General features: G+C 73.3%; 18 protein-coding genes and 2 pseudogenes. 11 read left to right on the forward strand and 9 right to left on the reverse strand.

What is annotated here, in order from left to right; translation table 11 throughout:
- Nucleotides 1–10: 10 nt before the first annotated feature.
- A complete protein-coding gene (locus ACZ7MG_RS36825) occupies nt 11–1042 on the reverse strand; it encodes a cyclase family protein (RefSeq protein ID WP_471383793.1) in 1032 nt (343 codons plus the stop codon).
- On the reverse strand, nt 1039–2064 hold the full coding sequence (locus ACZ7MG_RS36830; protein ID WP_471383790.1) for a fumarylacetoacetate hydrolase family protein: 1026 nt from the start codon (nt 2062–2064) through the stop codon (nt 1039–1041). The genes ACZ7MG_RS36825 and ACZ7MG_RS36830 overlap by 4 nt, the downstream gene beginning before the upstream one ends.
- A 109-nt stretch (nt 2065–2173) precedes the next feature.
- Here ACZ7MG_RS36830 and ACZ7MG_RS36835 point away from each other — a divergent pair, with 109 nt between their 5' ends.
- Entirely contained in the window at nt 2174–3244 is a 1071-nt protein-coding gene (locus ACZ7MG_RS36835; RefSeq protein ID WP_471383787.1) for a LysR family transcriptional regulator, read from the forward strand.
- A 521-nt stretch (nt 3245–3765) separates the two neighbouring features.
- Nucleotides 3766–5058: an MFS transporter gene (locus tag ACZ7MG_RS36840; RefSeq protein WP_471383784.1), complete on the forward strand. Its 1293-nt coding sequence runs from the start codon at nt 3766–3768 to the stop codon at nt 5056–5058.
- 62 nt (nt 5059–5120) lie between these two features.
- On the opposite strand, the pseudogene ACZ7MG_RS36845 reads toward ACZ7MG_RS36840, so the two are convergent.
- Nucleotides 5121–5375 (reverse strand): annotated as a pseudogene (locus tag ACZ7MG_RS36845) (MerR family transcriptional regulator); the annotation flags it as partial.
- Between ACZ7MG_RS36845 and ACZ7MG_RS36850 the strand changes: the two are divergent.
- The 3 genes from ACZ7MG_RS36850 to ACZ7MG_RS36860 all read left to right on the forward strand — a co-directional run bounded on the left by ACZ7MG_RS36850 (nt 5311) and on the right by ACZ7MG_RS36860 (nt 9283).
- Nucleotides 5311–5742: a PPOX class F420-dependent oxidoreductase gene (locus ACZ7MG_RS36850; RefSeq protein WP_471383781.1), complete on the forward strand. Its 432-nt coding sequence runs from the start codon at nt 5311–5313 to the stop codon at nt 5740–5742. The pseudogene ACZ7MG_RS36845 and the gene ACZ7MG_RS36850 sit on opposite strands and share 65 nt — an antisense overlap.
- An 84-nt stretch (nt 5743–5826) precedes the next feature.
- Nucleotides 5827–8436 carry a SpoIIE family protein phosphatase gene (locus ACZ7MG_RS36855; RefSeq protein WP_471383778.1) on the forward strand — a complete coding sequence of 870 codons (2610 nt, stop codon included), beginning with the start codon at nt 5827–5829 and terminating at the stop codon, nt 8434–8436.
- A gap of 211 nt (nt 8437–8647) precedes the next feature.
- Nucleotides 8648–9283: a TetR/AcrR family transcriptional regulator gene (locus ACZ7MG_RS36860; RefSeq protein ID WP_471383775.1), complete on the forward strand. Its 636-nt coding sequence runs from the start codon at nt 8648–8650 to the stop codon at nt 9281–9283.
- Here the strand turns inward: ACZ7MG_RS36860 and ACZ7MG_RS36865 are convergent.
- Nucleotides 9280–10155, reverse strand: coding sequence for a PaaX family transcriptional regulator (locus ACZ7MG_RS36865; RefSeq protein ID WP_471383772.1), 876 nt, complete (start codon nt 10153–10155; stop codon nt 9280–9282). The two genes, ACZ7MG_RS36860 and ACZ7MG_RS36865, sit on opposite strands and share 4 nt — an antisense overlap.
- Before the next feature lie 213 nt (nt 10156–10368).
- Here ACZ7MG_RS36865 and ACZ7MG_RS36870 point away from each other — a divergent pair, with 213 nt between their 5' ends.
- The 4 genes and pseudogenes from ACZ7MG_RS36870 to ACZ7MG_RS36885 form a co-directional block, all read left to right on the forward strand.
- Entirely contained in the window at nt 10369–11034 is a 666-nt protein-coding gene (locus tag ACZ7MG_RS36870; RefSeq protein ID WP_471384032.1) for an SDR family NAD(P)-dependent oxidoreductase, read from the forward strand.
- 86 nt (nt 11035–11120) lie between these two features.
- Nucleotides 11121–11954, forward strand: a complete 834-nt coding sequence (locus tag ACZ7MG_RS36875; RefSeq protein WP_471383769.1) for a VOC family protein — start codon at nt 11121–11123, stop codon at nt 11952–11954.
- A 164-nt stretch (nt 11955–12118) separates the two neighbouring features.
- Complete coding sequence (locus tag ACZ7MG_RS36880) at nt 12119–13036, forward strand: alpha/beta hydrolase (RefSeq protein WP_471383766.1); 918 nt, start codon at nt 12119–12121, stop codon at nt 13034–13036.
- Nucleotides 13037–13068: 32 nt separating this feature from the next.
- A pseudogene (locus ACZ7MG_RS36885) lies at nt 13069–13314 on the forward strand (alpha/beta fold hydrolase); the annotation flags it as partial.
- Nucleotides 13315–13412: 98 nt separating this feature from the next.
- Here the strand turns inward: ACZ7MG_RS36885 and ACZ7MG_RS36890 are convergent.
- Nucleotides 13413–14201, reverse strand: coding sequence for an MBL fold metallo-hydrolase (locus tag ACZ7MG_RS36890; RefSeq protein ID WP_471383763.1), 789 nt, complete (start codon nt 14199–14201; stop codon nt 13413–13415).
- A gap of 376 nt (nt 14202–14577) precedes the next feature.
- On the opposite strand from ACZ7MG_RS36890, the gene ACZ7MG_RS36895 reads away from it, so the two are divergent.
- Nucleotides 14578–14994 carry an effector-associated constant component EACC1 gene (locus ACZ7MG_RS36895; protein WP_471946557.1) on the forward strand — a complete coding sequence of 139 codons (417 nt, stop codon included), beginning with the start codon at nt 14578–14580 and terminating at the stop codon, nt 14992–14994.
- Nucleotides 14991–17147: a CHAT domain-containing protein gene (locus ACZ7MG_RS36900; RefSeq protein ID WP_471383757.1), complete on the forward strand. Its 2157-nt coding sequence runs from the start codon at nt 14991–14993 to the stop codon at nt 17145–17147. The genes ACZ7MG_RS36895 and ACZ7MG_RS36900 overlap by 4 nt, the downstream gene beginning before the upstream one ends.
- On the opposite strand, the gene ACZ7MG_RS36905 is transcribed toward ACZ7MG_RS36900, so the two are convergent.
- From ACZ7MG_RS36905 to ACZ7MG_RS36920, 4 genes are read right to left on the reverse strand one after another with little or no spacing between them, the layout of a single operon-like run.
- Nucleotides 17070–17567 (reverse strand): hypothetical protein, encoded by a 498-nt coding sequence (locus tag ACZ7MG_RS36905; protein ID WP_471383754.1) that lies wholly within the window; start codon nt 17565–17567, stop codon nt 17070–17072. The genes ACZ7MG_RS36900 and ACZ7MG_RS36905 overlap by 78 nt on opposite strands.
- Complete coding sequence (locus ACZ7MG_RS36910) at nt 17567–20209, reverse strand: Hsp70 family protein (protein ID WP_471383751.1); 2643 nt, start codon at nt 20207–20209, stop codon at nt 17567–17569. The genes ACZ7MG_RS36905 and ACZ7MG_RS36910 overlap by 1 nt, the downstream gene beginning before the upstream one ends.
- Nucleotides 20206–20778 (reverse strand): hypothetical protein, encoded by a 573-nt coding sequence (locus ACZ7MG_RS36915; protein ID WP_471383748.1) that lies wholly within the window; start codon nt 20776–20778, stop codon nt 20206–20208. Before ACZ7MG_RS36915 ends, ACZ7MG_RS36910 begins: the two co-directional genes overlap by 4 nt.
- The gene (locus tag ACZ7MG_RS36920) at nt 20762–21205 is read right to left on the reverse strand and encodes a hypothetical protein (protein ID WP_471383745.1); all 444 of its coding nucleotides are present in this window, start codon (nt 21203–21205) and stop codon (nt 20762–20764) included. The genes ACZ7MG_RS36915 and ACZ7MG_RS36920 overlap by 17 nt, the downstream gene beginning before the upstream one ends.
- Nucleotides 21206–21228 lie beyond the last annotated feature (23 nt).

The raw sequence follows: 21228 nt of genomic DNA on the forward strand, positions 1-21228 counted from the left end.
GTTCCGCCGGTTACTTGACGGCGATCGGGTTGACGGGGGAGCCGACGGCCCCGGTGATGGGCAGGGGCGCTGCGGTGAGCCAGAACGCGTACACGCCGTCCGCCGCGCAGTCCGCCGCGAGGGCGTCCGGGTCCCACATCTCGCCGATGAGCAGCCCGATGTGCGGGATGGCGATCTGGTGCAGCGGCTGGAAGGCGCGCTCGAACTCGTTGGGCCGCACCTCGAAGCCCCAGGTGTCGGTGGCGATCGCCGCGATCTCGGTACGGTGCAGCCAGCCGGCCGTGGTGAACGACAGCCCCGGCGCGTCACCGCCCGCGTAGTCGCCCCAGCCCTCGCGCCGGGCCCGCGCCAGCCGCCCGGTCCGTACGACGACGATGTCCCCCCGTCCCACGCTCACCCCGTGGGCCTCGGCGGTCGCGGTGAGATGCTCCTCGGTGATCGCGAACCCGTCCGGCAACTCCCCTCCCTCGCCCAGGACTTGGCCCACGTCCAGGAGGACGCCGCGACCGGCGACGTGCGGGGCCATGTGCTCGATGCCGGTCACGAGGTCGCCGTCGGAGGTGACGACCTTCTCGGCCCGCCGCCCGTTCCACGCGTGGCCGTGGTCGAAGATGTGCCCGAGGCCGTCCCACTGGGTGGAGCACTGCAACGGCATCGCGATCACGTCGTCGGCGCCGCCGATGCCGTGCGGGAAGCCCTGGTTGCCGAGCGCCGCGTCCGTGCCGGTGTCCAGCATGGTGTGCACCGGGTTGGTCCGGCGCCGCCAGCCCTTCTGCGGGCCGTTCATGTCGAAGGACTGCGACAGCGAGAAACTCACCCCGCGCCGCACCAGGGCCGCGCCCTCCCGCCGCTTGGCCTCGTCGAGGAAGTTGAGCGTGCCGAGCACGTCGTCCTCGCCCCAACGACCCCAGTTGGAGACCGACTTGGCGGTGGCGGCGATCGCGGCCTCGGGGTCGGCGGGGTCGTGGGGGAAGGGGGTGTCGGGGGAGACGGCGGAGTTGCCGGGGCCGGTGATGGTGGTGGTGGCGGTGGTGTCGGTCATGGCGTGGGCTCTTCGGCGACACAGCGGGTGCGCTGGGCGCCCAGTCCGGTGATCGAGCCGTCCATCACGTCGCCGTCCCGCAGCAGCCGCCCCCAGTGCATGCCGTTGCCGGCCGGTGAGCCCGTCAACACCAGGTCTCCGGGGAGGAGTCGCGCGGTCCGCGAGGCGTACGACACGAGCCGGGCGACACCGAAGAGCATGTCCTTGGTGGTCTCGTCCTGCATGCTCTCGCCGTTCAGTCGCAGTGTGACCCGCAGGTCGCCGGGGTCCGCGATCGACCCGGCCGGCACGATCCACGGGCCGAGCGGGGTGAACCCGGGCGCGTTCTTGCTGCGCAGCCAGTCCGTGCCGATGGCCTTCATGTCCCGGCGGAAGACGGTGGCACGGTCGGTCAGATCGTTGGCGATGGTGTACCCGGCGACATGGTCCAGGGCCTCCTCGACGGACACCCGGTAGGCGGGCCGGGCGATCACGGCCGCCAACTCCAGCTCCCAGTCCGGCTGTTCGGCCCAGGACGGCAGCACGACATCGTCGTACGGGCCGGTGATCGCGCTCGGCAGCCCGATGAACACGTACGGCAGGTCCTCGGCCGCCCGGCGGTCCATCACCGCGGCGATCTCCGCCCGGGCCTCCTCGGCGGTGCGGGGGTCGTCGGGTGAGCGGTGGGCGACCTCCAGATCGATCACATGCTGGCGGTAGTTGGCGCCGGACTGGAAGATCTGGCGGGGCTCGACGGGGGCGTGCACACGCAGTCCGTCGAGCGGCCGCCAGGTGTCCGAGGGGGCCGTCGCCGTCAACTCGTGGAGGTGGGGCAGGAGTTCGTCCCAGCGCTCCAGGAGGGCGCGGATCGTCAGCTGCGGGGCGGAAAGGGCCCGGCGGAGGTCGAGGGCGCGGCGGTCCGGGGTGACCAGGGCGGGGAAAGGGGCCTGGTCGGGGGCGGAAGGGATCCCGTCCGGGGCGGAGAGGGTGCCGAGGGCGAAGGGTCCGGCGAAGGTGGCGGCGGACGCGGCTGGGGGTTTCACGAACGTGTCCTCCTCGTTGCGATGCGACTAATCTGGCCCGGCATCTCGTAATCTGGGAAATCGATTCTGTGGATGCGGATCATCCACGCCGTTGATGCGGGAGCGTCTCGTGAACCTGGCCAGCCTCGACCTCAACCTCGTCGTCGCCCTGCGCGCGCTGCTGGAGGAGCGCAACGTCACCCGGGCCGGGCGCAGGGTCGGGCTGAGCCAGCCCGCGATGAGCGCCGCCCTCGCCCGGCTGCGCCGCCACTTCGACGACGACCTGCTCTCCCGGGTCGGCGGCCACTACGAGCTGACCGCGCTCGGACAGGTCCTCCTCGACCGCACCTCCGCCGCGTGCGACCTGCTGGAACGGCTCTTCAGCAGCCAGGCCGACTTCGATCCGGCGGTGGAGTCCCGTGAGTTCACCCTGGTCGCCTCCGACTACGCGGTGGCCGTCTTCGGCGCGGAACTCGCCCGGGTGATCCACCGGGAGGCGCCCGGCATCCGGCTGCGCTTCACCCAGACACCGCCCGGCATCGTCGAGGGGCTCGGCACGCTGCTGAGCACGACCGACGGGCTGCTCATCCCGCACGGCATCATCAGCGACTTCCCGGCCACCGAGCTGTACCAGGACCAGTGGGTCTACCTGGTCGCCGAGGACCATCCCGACGTCGGCGACCACCTGACCCGGGACGACCTGATCCGGCTGCCCTGGGTGACGTACCAGCGCACGTACGACGCCCCGGCCGTCCGGCAGCTCGGCATGCTCGGCATCGAACCCCGGGTCGAGGTCTCCGCCGACAGCTTCGCCGTGCTGCCCTTCCTCGTCGCCGGCACCCGCCGCATCGCCCTCGTCCAACACCTCCTCGCCGAACGCCTGCGCGACGTCGCCCCCGTCCGCATCCTCAAGGCCCCCTACGAGACCGTCCCCCTCCAGGAAGCCCTCTGGTGGCACCCGGTCCACACCCACGACGCGGCCCACATCTGGCTACGGGAGACGGCGGCGGCCGTCGGAGCGACGGTGGGTGAACCGGCGAAGCCGGGGGGCCGGCCGGGGGCCGGGCCGGGGTCGGGGGCTGTGTTGAGTTCGGGGGCCGGGCGGGGCCAGGAGGCCGCGCCGGGGGCCGAAACCGGCTCATGGGGCGGCGCGGCGGGCGCCGAAGGGGGAGGGCTGCCGCCGAGGGGGCCGCAGGCGTAGCCGTAGCCGCCGACCTGGCCGCGCCCGGCGTGAACTCGGCGCTCGGGGCAGGTTCTGCCGCACATCGGAGAGGCCGAGCTTTCCTGGGGGCAGCCGCGCGCCTCACCAGGGCGCATGCGGGGGCCGGGCTTCGTAGCCGCCGGTCGGTGTGGTGACTGAGCTTCCCGGCCCCGGCCCCGGCCTGTGGCCCCGACCCCGGCCTGTGGCCCCGGCCTGTGGCCTGCGGCCCCCGCCTGTGGCCCCGGCCTGCGGCCCCGGCCCCTCGGCCCCCGGCCGCAGGACCCCCGCTGCACTGCCCCCGGGTGTCGGTATCTGTCGGGCCGATGGAGGGGATCCGGGAGTTCGATCAGCTGGGGGGTGGGCGTGGGGCGGGGGGTGGCTCATAGTCGGGGCAAGTTCCTCGGGGCCCGCCGCTCGGGCGTCGGGGTGTTTCCCGGGTGTGCCGGTGCCCCGCGGCGTGGTGACGGCCACGGCGGCGGTACGGCCCCGCATCCTTCCGCCACCGCTCGTGGAGTTCCCGTATGCCCGAATCCCTGTCCCTGCCCGTGTCCGCCACCGGTACGTCCACCGGCGGGAGCCGGCCGCGGGCCGCGCTGCTCATGGCCGGCAGCTGTCTGCCCGTGCTCGGCGCCGTCCTCATCGCGCCCGTGCTGCCGAGGATGCAGGACCACTTCGCCTCGGTACCCGGCGCCGAGATCCTCGTCCCTGTCGTCCTGACCGTCCCGGCCCTCGCTCTCGCCCTGCTGGCCCCCTTCGCCGGAGTCGTCGTCGACCGGCTCGGGCGCAAACGGCTGCTGGTCGTCGCCACCGCGCTGTACGCCGTCTTCGGCACCGCCCCGCTCTGGCTGGACTCGCTCGGCGCGATCGTCGCCAGCCGGGTCCTGGTCGGCGTCGTCGAGGGCGCCATCATGACCTGCTGCACCACGCTCATCGGCGACTACTACTCCGGCCGCACCCGGGAGCGCTACCTCGCCCTGCAGACCGTGTGCGCCTCCGCCTCCGCCACCGCGTTCTTCGTCATCGGCGGCGCGGTCGGCTCCGCCGGCTGGCGCGCCCCCTTCTGGATCTACGCCGTCGGCCTGCTGCTCGCACCGCTGATGGCCACCGCCCTACCCCAGCCACGCCCGGGTGCGACCGACACGGGCGAGGAGGCCGCGGCGGCCGGAGCGGCCGGAGTTCCAGGGGTGACCGGACCGGCCGTCGGTGCCGGTGAACTCCCGGGCCGGGCACGGCCGTTCCCCTTCCGTCGGCTCGCCGGTATCTGTCTGCTGACCGTCTTCGGCGGCATGGTCTTCTACACCGTGCCCGTGGAGACCGCGTATCTGCTCGACGACCTCGGCGTCACCTCCACCGGGGTCATCGGTCTGGGCACCGCGCTCGCCAGCGCCGCCACCGTGGCCGGTTCGGTCGTGTTCACCAGGCTGCCGGGCACACCCGAGGGCCGGCTGCCCGCCGTGTTCGCCCTGTGCGCCGCCGGGTTCCTGGTGATGGGCCTCGCGAACAGCCCCGCGCCGCTGATCGCGGGAGGCATCCTCAACTGCGTAGGCACCGGCATCCTGCTGCCCTCGCTCCTCACCGCGGCGATGTCCCGGCTGGACTACGCCGACCGGGGCCGCGGCACCGGCCTGTGGACGGCCGCGTTCTTCCTCGGCGAGTTCGTCTGCCCGCTCGTGCTGCTCGGTGTCGCCGCGGCGACCGGCGGCCTGGCCGGCGCCGTCGGACTGCTCGGCCTCGCCTCGGCCCTGGTGGCGGCCGGGCTGCTGCTGGCGCGGCGCCGGGTGCCGGCGGTGGAGGCGGAAGCGGAGGCGAGATAGCCGTGCAGGGCCCGGCGGGAGTGCTGGAGCGTGTCGATGCGCTCGTCCAACTCCCGCAGCCGGGCCCGCAGCACGTCCAGCAGCTCCGGGCAGGGCTCCAGCTCCGGCGCCCCGCCCGTCGCGCAGGGCAGCAGGACGGCGATCTCCCGCGTGGACAGCCCGGCTCCGAGCAGCTTTCTGATCTGCCCCACGGTGAGGACGGCGTCGTCGGTGTACCGGCGGTAGCCCGGTGTGAAGGTCGATGATGTCCGTATGACCGCCACACCGTTCGACCCGCGTGCCCTGCTGGCGAAGAGCCGGCTCGGCGTTCTCGCCACCCTCAAGGCGGACGGGCGCCCCCAGCTGTCGCCCGTCCAACCCTCCTACGACGAGGAGGCCGGAGTCATCCGTATCTCCACCACCGAGGCGACCGCCAAGACCGCCAACCTGCGCCGGGACCCGCGCGCCGCCCTGGAGGTGACCAGCTCCGACGGACTGTCCTGGGCCACCGCCGAGGGCACGGTCCACCTCACCGGACCGGGCACCGACCCCGCCGGCCCGGAGGTCCAGGCCCTGGTCGACTACTACCGCGCCGCCGCCGGGGAGCACCCGGACTGGGACGAGTACCGCGCGGTGATGGTCTCCGACCGCCGGGTCCTCATCACCCTCACGGTCGACCACGTGTACGGCGCCGCGATCGGCTGACGGCGCCAGCGGCCGGCGGCAGGGCGTCAGCGGCAGGGCATCAGCGGTAGGGCGTCGGCGGTGGTTCGGCGTACCGTCGAAACTGTGGACTCCACGGCTGACGACCTTGTGTCCCAGGTCGCGCGGGAGCTCGTCCCCAGGGCGGACGAGCTGATCGCCGAGGTGGAACAGTGCCTGCGCAGCGAGATGCCCGACCTCTGGAAACACCCCGACGCCATGGCCTCCGACAACGTCGCCCAGCACGTCGTCGCCGTGCTCTCCGCCCTCCAGTACGGCGTCGACCCGCGCGGTATCGAGGTCCCGGCCGCCGAGCTGGAGCGGGTCCGCCGGGTGGCCCGGCACGGTATCCCCGTCAGCGCGGTACTGCGGGCCTTCCGGCTGGGCCAGGGCATCATCCTCGACCGTCTGCTGGAGGAGATGTCCCGGCGCACCGACGACGCGGCCCTGATCAGCGAGGCCGCGCGCAGTCTGATCGCCACGGCGACCGGGTACGTGGACCGCACCTCCGAGCAGGGGGTCGTGGCGTACCAGGAGGAACGGGACCGGCGGCTGCGCTGGCGGCTGTCCATGGTGAACGAGGCGAGCGTCCGCATCGGCACCACCCTGGACATCGTCCGCACCAGCCAGGAACTGGCCGACTTCGCCACCGAGCACTTCGCCGACCTCGTCACCGTCGATCTGCTCGACTCCGCGCTCAACGCCCACGACGCCCCGCCGGACGATCCGCCCGCGACGCCCGTGCTGCACCGGATCGCCCAGCGCTCGGCCGCGCGCCCCGACCCGGCGCCCGGCCGCCGCCGGCCCCACACCTTCCCGCCCGGCTCACCGCAGTCCCGCGCCCTCGCCACCGGCCAGCCGACCAGGCACCACCTCGACGGTGCCCACCGGGGCGCGCGCGAGGCCTCGGACGCCTCGGTCCCCTCGGCGGGAGCGTGCGCCGGGAGCGGCGGGGCGGGTGGCGGCGGCTCGGTGGGCGGTGCCGGTGCCGGTACTGGTACCGGTGAGCGCGTCGATGCGCTGGACGGGTGTGCAGTCGTGGGGGGCGGCGGGGGCGTGAACGGTGCCCGTCCGGTTCACTCCACGCTGGTGGTGCCGCTGCGGGCGCGGGGCGCCACGCTCGGTGTCGCGCAGTTCTGCCGGGACCGCAACCCGGACGCGTTCGACGACGAGGATCTGCTGCTCGCCCAGGAGATCGCGGCGCGGGCGGCGGTCGCCGTCGACAACGCCCGCCGCTACACCCACGCCCGCGCCACCGCCCTCACGCTGCAGCGCAGCCTGCTGCCCCGCCGTACGCCACGGCAGTCCGCCGTGGACGTCGCCTTCCGTTACCTTCCCGCCGACGCCCACGGCGGTGTGGGCGGCGACTGGTACGACGTCATCCCGCTCTCCGGCGCCCGGGTCGCCCTCGTCGTCGGCGACGTCGTCGGCCACGGCATCCACGCCGCCGCCACGATGGGCCGCCTCAGAACCGCCGTCCGCACCCTCGCCGACATCGACCTGCCCCCCGACGAACTCCTCACCCACCTCGACGACGTGGTCATCCGCCTGGCCGCCGAGGTGGAGGAGAACGACGATGCCGGGACCGACGACGAGACCGCCGCCGCCGGGGGCACGGTGACCGGAGCGGCCGGGGGAGCGGGCGTCGGGGGCGCGGATGCCGGAAGCGTCGGGGGCGCGGACGCGAAGGCCGCCCCCGCCGCCCCGGCCACCGAGCGCGTGGAAGCCGCCCCGGACGCTTCCACCACAGAGGCCGCCGCCCCAGCCGCCGTTCCCGGAGCCGCCACCACCGAAGAGGCCGCCACCACCGGAAAGGCCGAGGTCACCGGAGAGGCCGAGGTCACCGGAGCGGCCGAGGTCACCGGAGCGGCCGAGGTCGCCGGAGGCGGTGGCGGGGATCTCGGGGCCACCTGCCTCTACGCCGTGTACGACCCCGTGTCGCGTCGCTGCACCCTGGCCCGGGCGGGACATGTGTTGCCTGCCGTGGTGACCGGGGACGGGGCCGTGGAGATCCTGGATCTGCCTCCGGGGCCGCCGCTCGGGCTGGGTGGGCTGCCGTTCGAGTCGGCGGAGATCGAACTGCCCGAGGGCAGTCTGCTGGCGCTCTACACCGACGGTCTGATCGAGGCCCGGGACCACGACATCGCCGCGGGCCTGGACCGGCTGCGCGACGCCCTCGCCCGGCCTGCCCCGTCCCTGGAGGCCACCTGCGACGCCGTACTGGAGGCGCTGCTGCCCGCCAAGCCACCCGACGACGTCGCCCTGCTGCTGGCCCGGACCCATGCCCTCGGCGCGGGCCAGGTCGCCGCCTGGGACCTGGCGGCCGAACCCGCCGCCGTCGCGCAGGCACGGGCGCATGTCATCCGGCAGCTGGCCGACTGGGGCCTGGAGGAACTGGAGTTCACCGCCGAGCTGGTGGTCAGCGAACTCGTCACCAACGCCATCCGCTACGGCCGGCCCCCCGTCAAGCTCCGCCTCATCCACGACCGCACCCTCCTGTGCGAGGTGTGCGACTCCGGCGGCACCACCCCGCATCTGCGCCGGGCCCGGGTCTTCGACGAGGGCGGCCGGGGCCTGCTCCTCGTCGCCCAGCTCGCCGACCACTGGGGCACCCGCCGCTCCCGCCGGGGCAAGACGGTCTGGGCCGAACTGAACGACTCCGCCACCACCGCGTTCCCGGCCCTGGCCACCCTCTGATCCAGATCAGCGGCAATCTGACATGTGTCAAATAAGATGGGGTCGGGACCGGTCGGTAGCGGGTCGGGGTCCCTAAGATGAGCGAGCCGGGCATGGGTCGGACATGGGCCGGACATGGGCCGTACCCGGGTCGGACGTGAGGAGACAGACGGTGGGAGCAAGGGCCGGAGCCGCTCGGCGGCCGGGGCGTCCCGGTGCGGGGACCCCCGCGGTGCCCGAGGAGGAGAGCATCCTGCGGGGCGGGCTGGAGGCCTTCGCGGAGCTGGGCTACGACCGGGCGTCCGCCCGTGAACTGGCCCGCCGCCTGGGCGTCAGCCACAACTTCATCAACGACCGCTACGGCTCCAAGGCGGCGTTCTGGCGCGCGGTGGTGGACTCCGCGATGGGCGCGCAGCTGGCGCTCCTGCCCGAGCCCGACCCCGACGCGGACGACGCGGAGAACCTGCGGCGCCTCATCACGGACTTCTACCGGGTCGCCGCGGACACGCCCCTGGTCGCCCGGCTCTTCGTCGACGAACTCAACCAGGACACCGAGCGGTTGGACTACCTCTACGAGAACTACATCGGGGTCATCGTCCGGAACATGGCGTCCAGCATCGACGGCCTGGTCGCCGCCGGACGCATGGCGCCCATCCCGATGGACGTGCTCTTCTTCGCCGTCGTCCCGACCGTCTCCGGCATGCTCGACGTCCCCCTCGCCCGCCGCCTCGGCCGCCCCGACCCCGCCTCCCCGGAACGCATCGCCGCCACCGCCGAGTCACTGGCCTCCCTCGTCCTCGACGGGCTGCTGGGAACGGGGACCCCGGGCGAGGCGAGGCCCGCTAGACCAGCGCTAGACCCGCGCTAGACCGTGTCCGTCCGCGTCGGCACCGTGTCCAGCAGGTCGCGGGCCATCAGACGGGCCGGTTCCGTGGTGCGGCCGGCGACCTGACGGAAGGTGTCCTCGGCGGGGCCGGCCGGCCAGTCCGGGGGCAGGTGCCGGGCGGGGAGCCGGGGGTCGGTGCGGATGGTCCACAGCCACTGGCTGACCAGCCGCAGCCGGGTCCCGATCGGGTCGTCCCCGGAGGCCGTGCCGAGATGGGCCGTCCAGCGCTTGTCGAAGGCGACATAGCGGGCCGCGATGGACTCCAGGTCCCAGGTGTCACGGATCATCACCGCGATGTCGGTGGCGACGTCCGCCCGGGCGTGGAACACCTTGACATGCTCGGTGAGGCCCAGTTCCGCGACCGTACCGGCGATGTCCACGTTCCCCGGCGCGATCCACAGCCCGCTGTACAGCGCCCCGAACCCGGACCAGGTCAACCGCGAGCGCAGGTCGTGCCGTTGCCGCTTCCAGGAGTCGGGGAGGGAGAAGCCGAGGAGGGTCCAGGTGCCGTCCCAGTCGTCGTTGACGGCACCCTGCTCCCAGATACGGGTACGGCCGTCCCCCAGGACGCGCGTCGCCTGCGGGGTGAGGCCGAAGTACATCCTGCGGCCCTCCCGTTGGCGCCGCAGGAGCCCCCGGTTGACCATCCGGGTCAGCGTGGAGCGTACGGCCTGTTCCCCGACACCGACCCGGCCCAGTACGTCGATGATGCTGCCCGAGTACACGCACCGGTCACGGTCGCCCTCCTCCAGCACATGGTTGCCGAAGAAGGCGAGCATGAGCGACTGCGGGCGCGGCTGCGGGCCGTCCGGGGCGTCACCGTCCGGGGTGTCCAGGATGTCGTAGTCCTCCACGGGGGCAAGCGTACGGCCGCCCGCCGACGCTCCGGCGCGCGGCGTACCAGGTCACCGCCGGTCGGCGGGGTACGCGAGGTCGTACGGCCGCGGGCAGGGCGCCGGCCGGTACGGCACATGGCGGACAGCTCCGGGACAGACGCGGTCCGGGCTGCCCCGTGGAACCTCGCCGCCGTGCGCACGCGTTACGTGGGCGAGGAGAGCGAGGAAGCCATGACCACCATCGCCGTCATCGGAGCCGGGCCGGGGCTCGGCGCGGCCGTCGCCCGTCGCTTCGGCCGTGAGGGGTTCGCCGTGGCGCTCGTCGCCCGCGACCCGGAGCGCACGCGGGCGCTCGCCGCCGAACTGGCCGGCCAGGGCGTCACCGCCCAGGGGTTCACGGCCGACGTCCGCGACCCGGAGGGCCTGACCACCGCGCTCGACGCGGCGCGCTCGGCGCTGGGCCCGGTCGAGGTCCTGCAGTACAGCCCGCTGCCGCACCGGGACTTCATGCGGCCGGTGCTGGAGACGAGCCACACCGACCTGGTCGGCCCGATCGAGTTCTCCGTCTACGGCACGGTCGCCGCCGTACGGCAGGTGCTGCCCGGCATGCGCGCCCTCGGCCGCGGCACGATCCTCCTGGTCAACGGCGGCACGGCCGTGGTCCCGCACCCCGATCGGGCCGGTACGTCCGTCGCGTTCGCGGCGGAGAGCGCGTACGGCCGGCTGCTGCACGACACGCTCGCCGGCGAGGGCGTTCACGTGGCCCAGCTGGTGGTCCCCGGCGCGATCGTCCCCGGGCACCCTCGAAAGGACCCGGCCGTCCTCGCCGACACCCTCTGGCGCATCCACCGCGACCGCCAGGGTTTCCGACACTTCGCGGACGACCTGGACGCCTGAGGACGCCCGGTGTCGGCGCGCGGGTGCGCGGGGCCGGTGTCAGGCTGGCAGGGCGGAACGGAATCGTCGATGCGAAGGGGAATCCCGTGATCACCACTGACCTGACTCCCGGCTCCCCCTGTTGGCTGGACCTCGGCGCCCGGGACGTACCGGCCACGGCGGCGTTCTATCGCGCGGTGCTCGGGTGGGAGTTCGAGCCGATGGGCGGCGACGGCGGCGAAGGGGAGGAGACGGAGGGCGAGGGCGGAGTCTTCCGGAAGGACGGGAAGATCATCGGGGGGCTCGGCAGGCTCACCGAGGAGGGCGCGCGGCCGGCCTGGATGATCTACTACACCGTCACCGACGCGGACGACACCACCCAGGCCGTGGAGCGCGCCGGCGGCACGGTACGGGTACCGCCGAGGGACCTCGGCGAGTGGGGGCGCATGGCCCAGTACAGCGACCCGCTGGGCGGCCAGTTCGCCGCCTGGCAGCCGCGCGACAACGAGGGCTTCGAGCTGGCGGACGAGCCGGGCTCCCTGTCCTGGACCGAGCTGTACACGACCGACGCGGCGGCGGCCAAGGAGTTCTACGGCGGCGTCTTCGGCTGGACCTTCGGTGACATGCCGCTGCCGGGCGGCGGAGGCGCGTACAGCCTCATCACGCCCGCCGGACTCCCCGAGGAGCGGATGCAGGGCGGCGTGATGGAACTCCGTACCGAGGACCTCTCCCTGGCCGACGGGCGCCCCTACTGGCACCCCGTCTTCGCCGTCACCGACTGCGACACCGCGGTCGCCGCCGTCACCGGGAACGGCGGCAGCGTGCAGATGGGCCCCGAGGACGCGGAGGGTGTCGGCCGGCTCGCCGTCTGCCTCGACCCGTCCGGCGCGGACTTCGTCCTCCTCACCCCGGCCCCGAACCCGACTTCCACTCAGGCCTGACCCCCGGCGCCCGAGAGGGCTTCGCACCGCCGCCGATACGCGCGCGTATCGGCGGCGGTGGCGCGCCGACCGTTGCGCGAAACGGAATCAGCGGCCATCATCCCTCCAACCCCATTAACAGGAATCCTGTTAATTCAACGTTGTAGGGATGGGCGGGTCCGATCATGCCGTTCAGTGCCAGAATCCAGGCCAGAGGCGTTCAGCTGCTGCTCAGCGGCGTCATGACCCGGGTCCACAAGGAGCTGCGCTTCACCGACATCCCGAAGCGGACGGAAACCCTCCGGGTGGAGACCGGTGCCGGGCCGGTCGACTGCACCGTCTACCGCCCCCCGGCCGACACCGAGACGACCACCCCCGCCCCCGTCTACGTCAACTTCCACGGCGGCGGCTTCATCGTGGCCCACCCCGAGCAGGACGACCACCTCTGCCGCTACATAGCCGCCACGGCCGGCTGCGTGGTCGTCAACGTGGACTACGCCGTCGCCCCGCAGCGCGTCTTCCCCGCCGCCGTCACCCAGGCCTACGACGTCACCGCGTGGGTCGTCGAGAACGGCGAGGCCCACGGCTGGGACGGTTCGCGGATCGCCGTGGGCGGCCACAGCGCGGGCGCCAACCTGGCCGCCGGGATCTGCCGTACGGCCCGCGACCGGGGCACCTTCACCCCGCGCCTCCAGATCATCGACTCCGCGCCGCTCGACCAGGCCGCCGACCCCGCCACCAAGCGGTCCCGCATCGCCAAGCCGCTGCTCAGCCCCCAGCTGATGCGGATCTTCACCGCCGCCTACGTCCCCGATCCGGCCGGTCTCACCGACCCGCTGGTCTCACCCGGACTGGCCGACGACCTCGCCGGACTGCCGCCCGCCCTCGTCATCACCGCCGAGAACGACCGTCTGCGCGACGAGGGCGACGCGTACGCCAAGGCGCTGGAGGCGGCGGGCGTCCCGGTCACCCACCGCGTCTTCGAGGGCGTCGACCACTACTTCACCCACACCGGCCCGGTACCGGCCGGCAAGGAGGCGATCGCACTCATGGCCGACACCCTGCGCACCACCCTCGGCACGGCAGTGCCGGACGCGGCCTGAACGACGATGGGCCCCAGGTGGCGCGCGACCACGTGTCAGCCCGGCCCCTCCTGAAGCCAACGGCCCTTCTGGAAGGCAGACTTGGCATCATGTCCGACTCCCGCACCTGGCGACGGGTGGCCCCGGCGCTGGTGGAGCGCGGCTACCGGGTGATCGCCGTGGATCTGCGCGTCCACGGCGTCTCGCCGCGCGGCGCGTACAGCCCGGAGCTGTTCGCCGGCGACCTGGTCGACACCCTGCCGCAGAGGGCCGACCTGGCCGTCGGCCACTCCCTCGGCCCACGGACCCCGAGGTCTTCGCCTCCTTCAAGCGCGCCCCTATACCTGGACCACCGCGCTCACCCCCCCGCCCGCCCCCGACGGCTCCCCGCCCACCCCTACGCCGCCGTCCCGCGCGCCCGCTCGTACAGGACGGGGTCGTGCGCGTTGACGACGAACAGGCCGGCGTCGTCGCGGCGGTACAGCTCGGCCAGGCGGGCGTGGTTGTCGCGGACCTTCTTGAGGTCGTACGCCAGCAGGTTCTCCATGGCGCGAAGGGCGCGCGGTACCGGGGCGCGGCCGTCGAGTGTGCCGCGGTGGAAGAAGGAGTCGCCCGCGTGCAGGATCCAGCGGCTCCCGGTGTCGACCGCGACGCAGGCGTGGCCCCGGGTGTGGCCCGGCAGGGAGACCAGGACGATCCCCGGGGCGACGGCGTCGAGTTCCCTGGCGGCGGCGAATCCGCGCCAGGCCTCGCCGTCCGGGGTGTGCTCGACGATCTTCGGACCGTGCGCCCACTGGGCCGGCCGGTACCGGAACCGCTCCTGCCGGGAGGGGGCGGTCATGGAGCCGAGGACCTCGGCCGCGGTCGTGTGGACCTGTGCGCCGGGAAAGTCGGCGAGCCCTCCGATGTGGTCGTAGTCGAAGTGCGTGACGACGATGTGGCGGACGTCCTCACGCCGGAACCCGAGGGCCTCGACCTGACGCGCGGCCGTCTCCTCGGCCCGGAGCACGGGCTTGATCAGATGCCGGGCCCGGCCCAGGCGGCGTCCGGGATCGGCGATGTCGCGCAGCCCGAACCCGGAGTCCACCAGGACCAGTCCGCCCGGCGCCTCGACGAGCAGGACGTGGCAGACCAGGGCGCCGGTGAGCGGGAGCATGGTCCCGCAGTTGAGGTGGTGGACCTTCACGGCAGCACCGCTTTCGGGATGTCGACGAGATACGGACACGACTCGCTCCCGGCCCCCTCCAGGAGACCGCGCGCACAGCGTACGACCCGCCCCGCCCCCCCCACACGGCCGCAACCCCAAAGCCCCCGCCCCAGCCCGCGCCCCGCCACCTGGCCACCCCCTCCACCTTGACCACGGCCCGGTTGGCCCGCCGCTTCCTCCGCCGGCCCTCCGCTTTGGCTACTGCCCCGTCGCCCCGCCCCCTCGCCCGCCACCCCCTCCGCCCGCGCCCCCCGCGCCGGGCCCTCCCCATCCGCAGGCATCCGGCCGAAGCGCTGCCCTACAGTGACGGTGCGTCATAGGCTGGTGGGGGTCCGGAAGACGGAGGTCGCACGTGGTGGAGCGGGAGCCTGGCGGGGGGTTCGCATGCGAACTGGTTCTCCATGGGAGAGGCGGCAGCGTACGGGCGGACGCACCCGCCGCCCTGGGCCGGAGGCTGACTGAGGGCGGGGCGGCGCGGGTCGTGCCGGTCTATGCCGGACGGCCCGCCCCCGGCCGGCGTTCGAGCGGCATGGTCGAGGTGGCCACCCTGGCGGTGACCTCGGCCGGAGCCCTCGTCGCCATCATCGACACGATCCGCGGCTGGCTCTCCCAGGAGCGCAACACCCCTGCGGCGGAGGAGACGGACGGCGCCGGCCGCGTCGCCTCGATCACGGTCATCATGGGGGACGACAAGGTGGAGATCATCCAGCCCTCCACCGCCGCCGAACAGCGGCTCGTCGACGCCTTCGTCCGGCGCCACAGCAACTCATGAGCGAGCCGGCCACCCTGAACGTCCGGGTCACCGAACAGGGCCCCAACGACCGCTACGAGTACGAACTACGGGTCGGCGGCACCGGCCGCGACAGTCCGCCCCTGGAGATGGAGTACACGATCCCCGTCTCCCGGGAGCTGGTGATGGGCTACCGCGACCGGATCGACGACGCGTTGACGGAGGCGGCGGCCTGGGGCACCGACCCGCGCCCCGGTCTGCTCAAGGACCTGGAGCGGTGGGGCAAACTGCTCTACGGCTCGCTGTTCCCGCCGGTGCAGGGCAACGCGGCCGAACTGGTGACCAGGCTGCGCGCGTCGACCGGCCCGGTCCTGGTGCGCACCAACAGACAGGGCGTCCCCTGGGAACTGCTGCACGACGGCGAGGACTTCCTCGGCCTCAAGTACGACCTGGGGCGCCGTATGGTCGGCAAACGCCCCGTGCTCGGCGGACGCAGCGTCAGCCGGGTCGGCCGGGCCCTCGTCGTGGGCGACCCCAACGGCGACCTCCCCTCCGCCCGCCAGGAGGTCACCAGGGTCGCCGAGTGGCTGCGCGGCCGGGGCATCGAGTGCACGGTCATGGTGGGGCGGGACGCCAACCTGATCGACGTCGTCGCCGAACTGGCCTCGGAGGAGGCGCCGTACGACCTCTTCCACTTCTGTGGTCATGTCGGGAACGACGCCGGTACGACCGCGCTGCTGATGCACGGGCGGCAGATGCTCAGCGAGGTCGCCCTGCAGGGCCTCTCGACGGCCGGCGCGCCGCCCGTGACCTTCATCAACGGCTGTGCCTCCGCCGGTGAGGGCGAACTCGCCAACATCTGCATGTCCTTCATGATGATGGGCGCGAAGAGCGTCGTCGGCACCCGTACCGAGGTGGCCGACGACGGGGCCTGGCGGTTCGCCGCCGAGTTCTACGACCGGCTGCTCGCCGGTGCACCGGCGGGCGCCGCGGTCCGGGCGGCCCGGGCGGCGCTGCGCACCCGGCCGGACGCGGCCTGGGCGTCGTTCATCCTGTACGGCGACCCGGCCGCGAGCATCACCCGGGACGCGCGGTCGGGCGGCCCGCGGCGGGAGGAGGCGGTCGAGGACGACGACCTGCCGGTCCCCTTCTCCCCCGACGCCGAGCGGCTGATGCTGCGGGTGTTCGCGTCGGCCGCGGAACGGGGTGTGGTCGCCTCCGTCGATCTGCTGCAAGGGCTGCTCGGCGAGGCGGACATCCGGGAGCGGATCGAGGAGAGCATCGGGGCGGATTCCGCGGAGGCCCTCAATCAGCTGATCAACGAGGTCTTCAGCCGCAGCGCCGCCGCGGACGGCGACCCTCCTTCGCCGGAGGGAGGACCCGTCCTCTCCGACACCGTCAACCGGGTGTTCGCGGACGCGGCCACCCGGGCCGCCGCGGACGGCCGGGGCACGATCACCACCGCCGACATCGCGGCGGCCTTCGTCGCGGTCGGCGGCGGCATCTCCTCCCGCCTCCTGGAGATGTGCGGCGTCCCGCTGTCCCACCTGCTGCCACCGGACGAGGACGACTCCGGCCAGGACGACTCCGGCGCACACCCTTCCGGCCCGTACCCCTCCGGCCGGGACGACCCACCGCAGGACAACCCACCGCAGGACACCCCGGCGCGGGGCACCCCACCCCCGGACACTCCGGCCCCGGCCGTACCGGGAGTGGGGGAGGCGGCGAACGGCAGCGCGAACGCGAGCGCGAACGGACAGGTGAAAGGCGACGAGCGGCTGCCCATGGACGGCCTGGGCCGCAGCACCATGGGCATACTGCGGCTCGCGCACCTGCTGGCCAAGACACGCGGCGAGATCGTCAGCACCTACACCCTGCTGGCGGCGTTCGGCGCGCTGGACAGCGAGGCGCTGCGCAGCGGGATGTACGAGCAGGGGCCGGCCGGAGAGCGCGCCTTCCAGCGGCTCTCCGGCATGCTCACGCCCCGCCGCGCGGACCTGTCTCCCCGGGTCCACGACATCCTGGCCCAGGCCGGGCGGCGCGCCGCCGCCGACGGCGCCCCGCCCGGTCACGTCGAGGAGACCGCGCTCCTCCTCGCCCTCCTGGAGGACGAGCGCTCATCCGGCCGCAAACTGATCCGAAGACTCGGCCTCGACCCCACCCTCCTCACCCAGTACCTGCGCCGAACCCCCTGACCCCGCACCGTCCGTGGGCTCGGCCGACTCACCGGCCCCGCCCGGCGCGACCTGGTGCGCGAGATGGGCGATGCCTCGGGTGGCCTTCGGGTCGTCCGGTCTGAGGCCCAGCACCCGGGTCCACTGGCGGTGGGCCTCGGCGGGGTCGTCGAGGGCGAGGGCGGCCAGGGCCAGGGCGTTGCGGGCCTCGGTGTCGGCGGGGCACCAGTGCACGACCGCGGCGAAACAGTCCCGCGCCGCGGCGAGGCGGCCCTCACGCGCGGCGGCGAGCCCCTCGTTGAACAGCAGGGCGGGGTGGGTGGAGAGCCGCGCATAGCCGGTCAGGGGCGTACGACAGCCCGCGCAGAACTCCGCCCCGTACGCGTTCTCCCGGCGGCACAGGAGCACCGGGCAGCGGACGCCCTCCGTCGTGGACGTCATCAGGTGGCCTCGGGGAGGGCGCCGCTTTGGGGAACTCCGGTGCAGCCGCCGGGCGAGCCCATGCAGATGTTCTTCAGCTGGAGCAGCCGCTGCCGTTCCTGCGCGGCCTGCTGCTGGACCTGCTGCGGGTCCCGGGCGATCAGGGCCCCCAGCCCGGCGAGCCGCTGCCCGATCTCCTCCACCTCCACGCGGTGCTCCGGCGTGGCGGCGAGGGACGCCTGGACCAGCGTACGCACCTCCGTCAGGGCCTCCTCCGCTGCCCGCAGCATGGCCTCGGCCCGCTCCGTCTCACTGATCGGCTGTTCCTTCCGCTGCTGCCGGAACGCCACGGTCCGCAGATGGTCGAAGATGTGCTGGAGCTGGGTGATGACCTCCGAGTACGACCGCTGGTCCCCGGCGGTCAACGCCCCCTCGCCGTGCTCGCGCTGGGCCTCGATGGCCAGGGCGATCTCCCTTTCGTCGTGCGGGGTGCCGGTCTCGGCGCCGACCATGGTCACGTACCGGTTGAGTTCGGTGCAGTCCTTGACGAGCCGTTCGAAGTCGGCCCTGGGCGGCTGCAGTTCCCCGCCGTCGTGCTTGCGGACGGAGTCGGCGATCGCCTGCATCTGCTCGAACTCATGGCACGCGATCGCGGTCTCGCCCCGGTCGACGGCCGTCATGAAGGCTTCCTTCGCCATGTCCATCTGGACCTGCTTGACGTGCCGTTCGCCGGCGGGCAGGAACTCGACGTCCTCCTCGAAGCGGCGCAGCAGCTCGGCCACTTCCGCGCTGCCGGGCAGCCCGGCCTCCGGCGGCACCTCGACGACCGCCTCGAACGGATGGTCGCCGATGGAACCGCGTACGGTGATGAGCGCGTGCACGTCCATCTCCACATCGAGGTCGATGGCCGTGCCCCGGGGCGTGGAGGACGGCACCGGCACCTTGATGACCTGGATCTGCCGGGAGTGCTGGAAGAGCCGGAACTCCACGGTGGTGGTGTCACCGGGGTGGCTGAAGTCGTAGCGGTCCTTGAACGGCAGCGGACGCAGCGCCGGGACCAGAACGTCGCGCTGGGTGCGCCCCTCCCTGGTCACCTCCAGCAGGATCGGCTTGGCGTTGATGGCCGCGCTGGTCGTACTGCCCCCGGGCTTGGCCGCGGTGACCCGGTCGTGGACCACCGCGCGTCCGACGGTCGCCAGCAACTCCCCGTCGGCGTCGAACACTTCCACGGTGAGCAGGCCCTGCGCGTCCGGCTGCACCGGAATACGGGTGAACGCGAAACTGCCGTCCGCCTTGATCGGCGCCTCGTCCTCGTACTCCTCGGTGCTGAGCCGCACGGAGCCGTCCGTGAGATCGAGACCCGGGTCGAGCGCCTCGACCGTCCCGCCGACCACGGTACGGTCCGAGGCGGTGACCACGGTGCCGCGGAAACTCACCCGGACCGTCCGCTCCTCGTTCAGGATGTCCAGGCCGCCCACCGCCGAGGCCCGCACCGCGGCGCCCAGTGCGACGACCGTGTCCACCTGTTCGTACACCGGCTCGGCGCACTTGGCGCGCGGCGCTCCCGGATCGGGGTCGGGGGCGCCGGGGGCGAGTGCGCAGAACCGGCTGCGCACCATCTCCCGGACCAGCGGCAGATGGGTGGAGCCGCCGGCCAGGATGATCTGGTCCACGTCGGCCAGCGTGATCCCGGCCTCCCTGGTCGCCTGGTCCAGGGCCTCGTCGCAGTACTGGAAGGTGCGCTCCAGGATCGGCCGGGCGATCGCCTCCAGCTGGGCGCGGTCCACGACCGTGTCGATGACGACCCGCTGCCCCTCCTTGTCGGTGAGCCCGCCGGAGTCGCGGAGCATGAACTCCGTACGGTCCGACAGCCCCTTCTTCACGGACTCCGCGAGCGACTTCAGCCGCCGGAAGCGCAGCCGGTCCTCCGCGTCGTCCTCCAGGTCCAGATCCATGGCCCAGTCGTCGTCGAGGATCAACTGCCGGAGGTGGTGGGCGAGTTCGGTGTCGATGTCGTCCCCGCCGAGCATCGTGTTGCCGCTGATGCCGAGCACCTTGAAGTCGGCCGCCTTGCAGCGCACCACGCTCACGTCGAAGGTGCCGCCGCCGAGGTCGTAGACGAGGAAGACGCCGTCCCGGATGCCGGTGCGCCAGCAGTGGTAGCTCGCGGCGGCCGTCGGCTCGTGCAGCAGGTCCACCACCCGCAGTCCGGCGCTCTCCGCCGCCTTGCGGGTGGCGTCGATCTGCGGCTGGTCGAAGTACGCCGGTACGGTGACCACGGCACGGTCGACGACCCAGCGTACGTCCGGGGTGTCGAACTCCGCGACGTCCCGCTCGATCTGCCGCTTCATCTCCTTCAGGATCTCGGCCGAGATCTCGACGGGGGTGCGCTCCTCGCCCGCGAGCGTCACCGTCCGGCGCGAGCCCATCAGGCGCTTGACGGAGGTCACCGGCTCCGGCTCGCTGCCCACCCGCGCGAACGCCTTGCGCCCGACGACCAGTTCACCGCCGCGGGGGCTGCGCCACACACAGCTCGGGGTCGTACGGGCGTTCATGGCGTCCCGGTGGATCACGATGTCGGTGTCGGTCGGATTCATCACCGCCACCGCGCTGTTGGTGGTCCCCAGGTCGATCCCGACGGCCTTGCTCACGTACTGCGTCATGCGTCGTCCTCCGCTCCGGCGCTCGACGGGGCGCCCATGATCACTTGTCCCAGCCGTACGACCGTGCCGCGGTCGAGCACGATCGGCTCCACGGTCTCCGCCACCACCTCGGCGGTGAACTCGGGCCCGTACCGCCACCCGGCGATGTCGACGACGTCGGCGACCGACTCGTACGGCTCGCCGACCGGGTCCCGGGTGGTGATGCCCATCGTGTGCAGGGGCTCCAGCACCTGCTTCCCGGCCACGCCCAGCCGGCGGCCCAGCGACCTGTCGCCCGCGGCCTCCAGCGGACCGGCGGCCTCCCCGAGCAGCTGCCCCAACCGCGCGACGTGCACGGCGAGTTCGACGAGGACCTGACGGGCCGCCGCGGTCTCCTTCCGCACCCGGTTGCCCTCGTCCTGGAGATCGGACCAGTACCGCTGGAGCAGTACGGCCATCTCCCGGCCGGGGCTCGGCGGATCCACCCCCTCCGGCCCCCGCGCGCCCTCCGGTACGGGACGCGGCTCGAACTCCGCCCAGTCGACCGGGGCCGTCGGGGCCGTCGGGGCCGTGTCAGCCGAAGAGGACATCGCGTACCTCCAGCGGGGGGCGCTCCAGGTGCAGGGGCACCGGGGGGTGGTCCAGGGCGGGCCGGATGTCGACCTCCGGTGGGGTGAGCATCCCGTCGAGCAACCGCCGGGCCACCGCGGCGAGGTCGAAGTCCGCCGCCCGTGGCGCCCGAGCAGGGTCCGGCCGTGACGCGAACGCGACCGGACGGCGCCCGTACTGCTTGGCGAAGTCCTCCCACCGGTCGCCCCGGTAGTCCGCGCCCGGCGCCTCCAGCAGCGTGTGCAGCTCCCGCGTCTCGGGCAGGCCCATCAGCTCGTCCTTGGCCCACTCGGCGAGCGCGCCCGCGTCCTGCGCCCCGGTCAGCGAGAGCTCCCGGAAACGCTCCGCCACCTCCTCGTCGCCCGCCGACACGGGAAGCCCGAGGACATGAAAGGGATTCGGCTTCATAGCGCTCCTTCGTTCGCTCGTTC

The sequence above is a fragment of the Streptomyces sp. NPDC107538 genome (assembly GCF_055657445.1).

What these genes read in the sequence shown, in the direction of transcription:
- ACZ7MG_RS36840 (WP_471383784.1), top strand. Translation starts at nt 3,766, where the DNA reads ATGCCCGAATCCCTGTCCCTGCCCGTGTCCGCCACCGGTACGTCCACC.
- ACZ7MG_RS36870 (WP_471384032.1), top strand. Translation starts at nt 10,369, where the DNA reads ATGACCACCATCGCCGTCATCGGAGCCGGGCCGGGGCTCGGCGCGGCC.
- ACZ7MG_RS36900 (WP_471383757.1), top strand. Translation starts at nt 14,991, where the DNA reads ATGAGCGAGCCGGCCACCCTGAACGTCCGGGTCACCGAACAGGGCCCC.
- ACZ7MG_RS36920 (WP_471383745.1), bottom strand. Translation starts at nt 21,205, where the DNA reads ATGAAGCCGAATCCCTTTCATGTCCTCGGGCTTCCCGTGTCGGCGGGC.
- ACZ7MG_RS36910 (WP_471383751.1), bottom strand. Translation starts at nt 20,209, where the DNA reads ATGACGCAGTACGTGAGCAAGGCCGTCGGGATCGACCTGGGGACCACC.
- ACZ7MG_RS36905 (WP_471383754.1), bottom strand. Translation starts at nt 17,567, where the DNA reads ATGACGTCCACGACGGAGGGCGTCCGCTGCCCGGTGCTCCTGTGCCGC.
- ACZ7MG_RS36880 (WP_471383766.1), top strand. Translation starts at nt 12,119, where the DNA reads ATGCCGTTCAGTGCCAGAATCCAGGCCAGAGGCGTTCAGCTGCTGCTC.
- ACZ7MG_RS36825 (WP_471383793.1), bottom strand. Translation starts at nt 1,042, where the DNA reads ATGACCGACACCACCGCCACCACCACCATCACCGGCCCCGGCAACTCC.
- ACZ7MG_RS36850 (WP_471383781.1), top strand. Translation starts at nt 5,311, where the DNA reads ATGACCGCCACACCGTTCGACCCGCGTGCCCTGCTGGCGAAGAGCCGG.
- ACZ7MG_RS36915 (WP_471383748.1), bottom strand. Translation starts at nt 20,778, where the DNA reads ATGTCCTCTTCGGCTGACACGGCCCCGACGGCCCCGACGGCCCCGGTC.